Annotated in this window: 6 protein-coding genes; all 6 read right to left on the minus strand. The window is 65.7% G+C overall.

The window, feature by feature from the left end; genetic code table 11:
- On the minus strand, nucleotides 1–1019 hold a 1019-nt coding region (gene glnT / locus B2W70_RS14840; RefSeq protein ID WP_286746818.1), incomplete at its 3' end, for a type III glutamate--ammonia ligase.
- Between the two features lie 113 nt (nucleotides 1020–1132).
- Nucleotides 1133–1921 (minus strand): creatininase family protein, encoded by a 789-nt coding sequence (locus B2W70_RS14845; RefSeq protein WP_286746819.1) that lies wholly within the window; start codon nucleotides 1919–1921, stop codon nucleotides 1133–1135.
- 10 nt (nucleotides 1922–1931) lie between these two features.
- Nucleotides 1932–2855, minus strand: a complete 924-nt coding sequence (locus B2W70_RS14850) for an ABC transporter ATP-binding protein (RefSeq protein ID WP_286746821.1) — start codon at nucleotides 2853–2855, stop codon at nucleotides 1932–1934.
- Nucleotides 2856–2879: 24 nt separating this feature from the next.
- A complete protein-coding gene (locus tag B2W70_RS14855; RefSeq protein ID WP_286746823.1) occupies nucleotides 2880–3845 on the minus strand; it encodes an ABC transporter permease in 966 nt (321 codons plus the stop codon).
- 119 nt (nucleotides 3846–3964) lie between these two features.
- Complete coding sequence (locus B2W70_RS14860; RefSeq protein WP_286746825.1) at nucleotides 3965–4969, minus strand: ABC transporter substrate-binding protein; 1005 nt, start codon at nucleotides 4967–4969, stop codon at nucleotides 3965–3967.
- Between the two features lie 215 nt (nucleotides 4970–5184).
- The gene (locus B2W70_RS14865) at nucleotides 5185–5322 is read right to left on the minus strand and encodes a hypothetical protein (protein ID WP_286746826.1); all 138 of its coding nucleotides are present in this window, start codon (nucleotides 5320–5322) and stop codon (nucleotides 5185–5187) included.
- Nucleotides 5323–5588 lie beyond the last annotated feature (266 nt).

A 5588-nucleotide genomic window follows, 5' to 3' on the forward strand; every position in this document is an offset into this window, starting at 1 on the left:
ACCGAGTTGGTCCGGTTGTTCGAGCCATACGAGTTGAACACCGGCGCCCACGAGAAGTAGCTCATGGCGCCACGCCGCACCAGGCGCTTGTAGCTGTTGACGGTGGGCGCGAAGGCCGCGCACAGGGCCCGGCCGTGCTTCAAGATGCCGGCCACGAACTGGTAGCCCAGGGGCGTCAGGCCAATGCCGCGCGGGTCGTCCTTCGGGTCGCAGGCAAACAGGTTCTTGCCCGTCTTCAGGTCGTACAGCGACATGTTGAAGTGCGCGCCCGTGCCCGTCTTGTTGGCAAAGGGCTTGGGCATCATCGTGGCGAGCAGGCCCTCTTCTTCCGCGTAGTGCTTGGCCATCATGCGGAAGAAGGTCAGGCGGTCGCAGCTCGTGAGCGCGTCGCTGTAGTTGAAGTCGAACTCGAACTGGCCGTTGGCGTCCTCGTGGTCGAAGGAGTAGAGGTCCCAGCCAAGGTCGTTGATGCAGCCGCCCACCTTGTCGAGCCAGCTGAAGTTGTCCATGAAGCCCTGCACGTCATAACAAGGCTTGACCAGCTTGTCGTTGGCGTGCGGCACGGCCAGGCTGCCATCGGCTTGTTTCTTCAGCAGGTAGATCTCGCACTCGATGCCCAGGTTCATGCCAAAGCCCATCTCGGCGGCCTGCGCCAGCACGTTCTTGAGCGCCACGCGGGTGCTGAGCGGGTAAGGCTTGCCCTGAAAGTGGTTGTCGGCCGGCATCCAGGCCACCTTGGGCTCCCAAGGCAGCTGCACGATGTGGTCCAGGTCGGGCACCGAGGTCAGCTCGTCGTCATTGGGGGCCTGGCCCAGGCCATCGAGCGCATAGCCGGTGTAGCGCTCCGAGCCGGCGGCCATCTGAGGCAGGTGGTCGATCGGCACGACCTTGGCTTTTTGCACGCCATGGATGTCGACGTAGGCACCGATGCAGTACTTCACGCCCTTGGCTTTGAGCGACTGCTGGATGGCGGCGATCTCTTCAGGTGACTTGACGGGAAACAGCTCAGGGGACGACATGGACGGACTCCGGGTTTGAGAACGGACGACAAAAGGCCTTCGGGCTCGTGACCCGAGGACGGAGAATCGTTGGCGATGAGTGCGACGCCGACAGCGACCGGCGATCGGCAAGGTCAGGCAGAGCCTGGCGGACCGGCGGCGCCCCAACAGGGCTCGAAATACGAATGCGGCAGCGGGGGCTCCTGCGTGAGCCCTTTGCGAACCAAGGCAGACAGGTCCTGCACCATCCAGGCAAAGGCCTCGCGCCCTTTGTCGGCCGTGGCCCGACTCGGAAAGCCCGTCACCCCATTGGCGCTGGTGCGGTTGACCGGGTGCGCGAACACCTGGCCTGCGGTGCGATCGGGGTCATCGCCTTCGGACAGCTTGTCGGGCCGCACCATCTCGGGCGACACCGCCAGCATCAGCGAGGTCTCGGCATCGTTGGCGTGCCAGTCCACGGCGTCGGCAAAGTGGAACGCCCTGACCCGCTCGCTGATGTCCGGCGAGTTGATGACGGCCACCATCAGGTCGTCGTGCTCGGCGCGCAGCATCTCCAGGGCGCAGCGCAGGGGCGCCGCATTCGTCACGTGCGTGTTGACGATGAACAGCCTGCGAACCCCGCTGTGGTACGCCCCATCACCGATCTGCTTGACGAGCTCGATCAGCGTGATCGGCTGCACGGCGATGGTGCCGGGCCAGCGCCGGCTGTGGCCCAGCGAGCAGCCATACGGCAGCGGCGGCAGCATGGGCACGCCAGTGGCTTGCGACACCGCGCGGCAGAGCTTGTCGGCGATCTTGGTGTCCATGCCGCAGCCCATGTGCGGGCCATGCTGCTCGGTCGCGCCCACAGGCAGGATGGCGGCCTGGCCAACGGCCTTCAAGGCATCGGGCAACTCGGCCCAGGTCAGGTGAGACCAGAACATGGTTCGCTCCTCACTCGACGTCGTCGCCGACGTTGGTCAGGCGGATGACCTGGGGCACCACATCGGGCTCTGGGTCGCCGTCGTCGGTGTGCGCTTCAGGCGGGTGGATCAGCGCCTCGATGTGCGCCTTGGTCGCGCGGAACTCGGGGCTGTTGAACTGCATCGGCGAGCGCGGCCTGGGCACCGGCACCTCGATCAACTCCTGCACCTCGCCCGGGTGGGCCTTGAGCACCAGGATGCGGTCGGCCAGGTACACGGCCTCGTCCAGGTCATGCGTGATGAACAGGATGGTGATGTCGATGTTGCGCCAGATCTCCAGCAGGTGCGCCTGCATCTTGGCGCGCGTCTGCGCATCCAGCGCACCGAAGGGCTCGTCCATCAACAGGATTCGCGGCTGGTTGGCCAGCGCCCTGGCAATCGCCACGCGCTGCTTCATGCCGCCCGAGAGCTGGTGCGGGTAGGCGTCGGCGAACTTGGTCAGGCCCACGAGCTCCAGCCACTGCCGTGCCTGCGACTCGGCCTCGTTGCGCCCCGCGCCATTGACCTCCAGCCCGAACATCACGTTCTTCTTGACCGTCAGCCACGGGAACAGCGTGTAGCCCTGGAAGACCATGCCGCGGTCCTTGCAAGGCCCTTGCACCGGCTCGCCATCGAGCAGCACCTCGCCGCTGGAATGCGACTCCAGCCCCGCCAGGATGCGGATCAGCGTGGACTTGCCGCAGCCCGACGGCCCCAGCACGCACACGAACTCGCGCCGGTGCACCTTGAAGTCAACACCCTTGAGCGCCGTCACCGGGCCCTGGTGCGAGTCGTAGACCTTGCCCAGGCCCTTGACGTCGAGCACCACGTCGCGGGCCTTGAGCCGATCGAATCGGGCCTTCACGGCCTCGGACTGATCGCGGTAGCTCACGTTGGAAACTGCGTTGTCGCTCATGTCATGCATCCCAAGACCCCAAGATCAAGACTTGCCCTGAGAGCGATCCCAGGGAAAGAGCCGCCGCCCCAGCCACGCCAGCATCAAATCGATGCCCAGCCCGATCACACCGATCATGGCGATGGCCGCGTAGACGTTGTCGAAGTGCTGGTAGCGCGCCTGCTGCGTGATGAAGAAGGTGATGCCCGAGCTGGTGCCGATCAGCTCGGCCACGATGAGGTAGGTCCAGGCCCAGCCCAGCAGCACACGCTGGTCACGGTACAGGTCGGGCAAGATGCCGGGCAGCACCACGCGGCTGAGCAGCTTCCAGCGCCGGGTGCCCAGCGTGAGGGCCGCTTCGAGCAGGCCGAACTCCAACTTGCGCGTGGTGTTGGCAATCACCAGCACCTGCTGGAAGAAGGTGCCGATGACGATGATGGCGATCTTCGGGCCGTCGTGGATGCCGAGGATGGCCACCGCCAGCGCCCCGAAGGCTGGCGCAGGCAGGTAGCGAAAGAATTCGATGAAGGGCTCGTTGAGCCGCGAGATCGGCGTGTAGACCCCACACAGGATGCCCAGCGGCACGCCGATCAGCGACGAGATCACGAAGCCCCAGAAGATCACCTGCACGCTCTGCCACAGGCTCTCGTGCAACCACAGGCCGTCCTTCTGCTCGGGCGCCGTGGTGAAGGCCGTGTAGAAGGCCCGCGCCACCTCGTGCGGCGCCGGCAGGTAAACCGGGTTGGCCGGCGTGCCTTGGGGCGGCGCCTTGCCGGCCTCCTGCATGGCTGCCACCTCGTCGGCGAACAGCGCACGGTCCATGCGCATGCCCGGCTCCAGGTAGTCCACATCGCCCACCGAGTTCACCAGCACCTGCGGGTGCCACAACCAGGGCACGTAACTCACGGCCGCCCACAGCAGCAGCGGCAGCAGGAAGGAGCCGATGCCCAGCAGCAGCTTGCGTCGGGGCGTCAGGGGCGCGCGCACGGCGAACCAGGCGGAGGCACTCATGGTGATCCCGTTCTGCAGGTTTCAGGGGGGTGCGAGAGGGGCCGACGTTGCCGTGATGGACATGATGCGCCGGCCCGAGGCCAAGCAGCCGAACGATTCGGCGACTCAGCCTTTGAAGCTCACTTCGCGGCCGCGTTCGTCAGCGATGCGTCGATGTAGCCATCGATCGGCTGCGCCTTCTTGTAGACGTCGTTGGCCACGTTGAAGTCATCGGCGATCTTGGTGGAGCCGTGCAGCGACTTGAAGCCATCGCCCTTGGCCATGATGGCCTTGCCTTCCTTGAGCGACAGCAGCTTGGTGCCCTTGAGGAAAGCCGCGTACGACTCGGCCGGCACGCCCACGCGCGCAGCCATGATCTTGAGCGCCTCGGGCTGGGTCTTGGGGTCGTTGATGAAGCTCACCACCTTGTCCCACACGAGCACCACCTTCTGCCACTCGGCCTTGCGCCCAGCCAGGCTGGTCGGGCTGACGGCCAGCACGTCGTAGATCAGGCCCGGCTCGTCGGCCGAGGTGTAGATGGGGCGCGAGCCCGGCAGGCCCTTGATGGCCTGTCCGGCGATGGGCTGCCAGGCGCCCACGGCGGCCACGTCGCCCGAGGCCAGCACCTGCGGCATCTCGTTGGTCTTGGCGTTGACCAGGGTGACGTCCGACTCCTTCATGCCGGCCTTCTTCAGGCCATTGAGCAGCAGCAGGTGCTCGACCAGGCCGAACTCCACCGCCACCTTCTTGCCCTTGAGGTCCTTGAGCGACTTCACACCGGGCTTGCCGATGATCATGTCGTTGCCATTGGAGTAGTCGGTCAGCATGATCATCACGCTGCGGGCACCGCCGGCGCCCGTGACCAGGGCGTCGCCGTTGGTCATGGTCACGGCGTCGATCTTGCCGGCCGCAAACGCCTCCATCGAGGCCGAGTAATCGAACCACTCGAACTTGACGTCCACGCCCGCCTGCTTGAACCAGCCCTTGTCGATGGCCACCTGCCAGGCCACCCAGCCCGGCCAGTCGCTGTAGCCCACCTTGAGCGGCTGAGCCGCCCAGCTGACCTGCGACCCCACCACGGCGGCCACGGCCACCACGGCCTTGACCCCACCCACCAGACGCTTCAACACAGCTTCAGACAACATGATCGGCCCATCCACGGTTATTACGGATTGAACAAGTGGTAATACCGAAGAGGCCAATGCATCAAGCGTGCCAAGGGCTTTTGCCTGGGAAAGGCCTGTGCTGGGGGGGTGAGTTGGTGCAGCGGGCTGCCTGAGCGCACACCAAAGCCGGGAGCCGCCGCACCGCGCCTGTGCGCCAGGCGCACCGACACCGGTTCAGGACCTTGCGGGGACCTTCAACCCAGTTGGCGCAACAAGCCCAGGCCCAGCAAGGCGACGCTGCCCAGCATGCAGGCAACGCCCAACAGCGCCATCCACAGTCCGAGGCGGCTGCGGGCGCGGTCATCCAGCGTGATCAGGCGGCGCGTGGGCATGGTGGGTGGGCAAGGTATCAGCGCATTGCAAAGGTCGCGCCTTGGCATGGCATCCGGGGCATCCCGAACAAGCGACGGCCTTCGCGGGTTGTCCGCGCTGGGGACAACACCGAATTGTGACAATATGCGTCAGAGCCTGCTGACCCGAAGCCCGAATAAGCGGCAAAGAAACGTGCAAACCCCCGCTCTCCCGAGCGGCGGCGCTGACCAGGGTGGTAGGCCCCCCGGGAGTCGAACCCGGCACCAACGGATTATGAGTCCGCTGC

The sequence above is a fragment of the Aquabacterium sp. UBA2148 genome (genome assembly GCF_002328915.1).
In the GTDB taxonomy this organism is placed as follows: domain Bacteria; phylum Pseudomonadota; class Gammaproteobacteria; order Burkholderiales; family Burkholderiaceae_C; genus Aquabacterium; species Aquabacterium parvum.

Coding starts and splice junctions, on each gene's coding strand:
- B2W70_RS14845 (WP_286746819.1), bottom strand. CDS start 1,921: ATGTTCTGGTCTCACCTGACCTGGGCCGAGTTGCCCGATGCCTTGAAG.
- B2W70_RS14855 (WP_286746823.1), bottom strand. CDS start 3,845: ATGAGTGCCTCCGCCTGGTTCGCCGTGCGCGCGCCCCTGACGCCCCGA.
- B2W70_RS14865 (WP_286746826.1), bottom strand. CDS start 5,322: ATGCCCACGCGCCGCCTGATCACGCTGGATGACCGCGCCCGCAGCCGC.
- B2W70_RS14860 (WP_286746825.1), bottom strand. CDS start 4,969: ATGTTGTCTGAAGCTGTGTTGAAGCGTCTGGTGGGTGGGGTCAAGGCC.
- B2W70_RS14850 (WP_286746821.1), bottom strand. CDS start 2,855: ATGAGCGACAACGCAGTTTCCAACGTGAGCTACCGCGATCAGTCCGAG.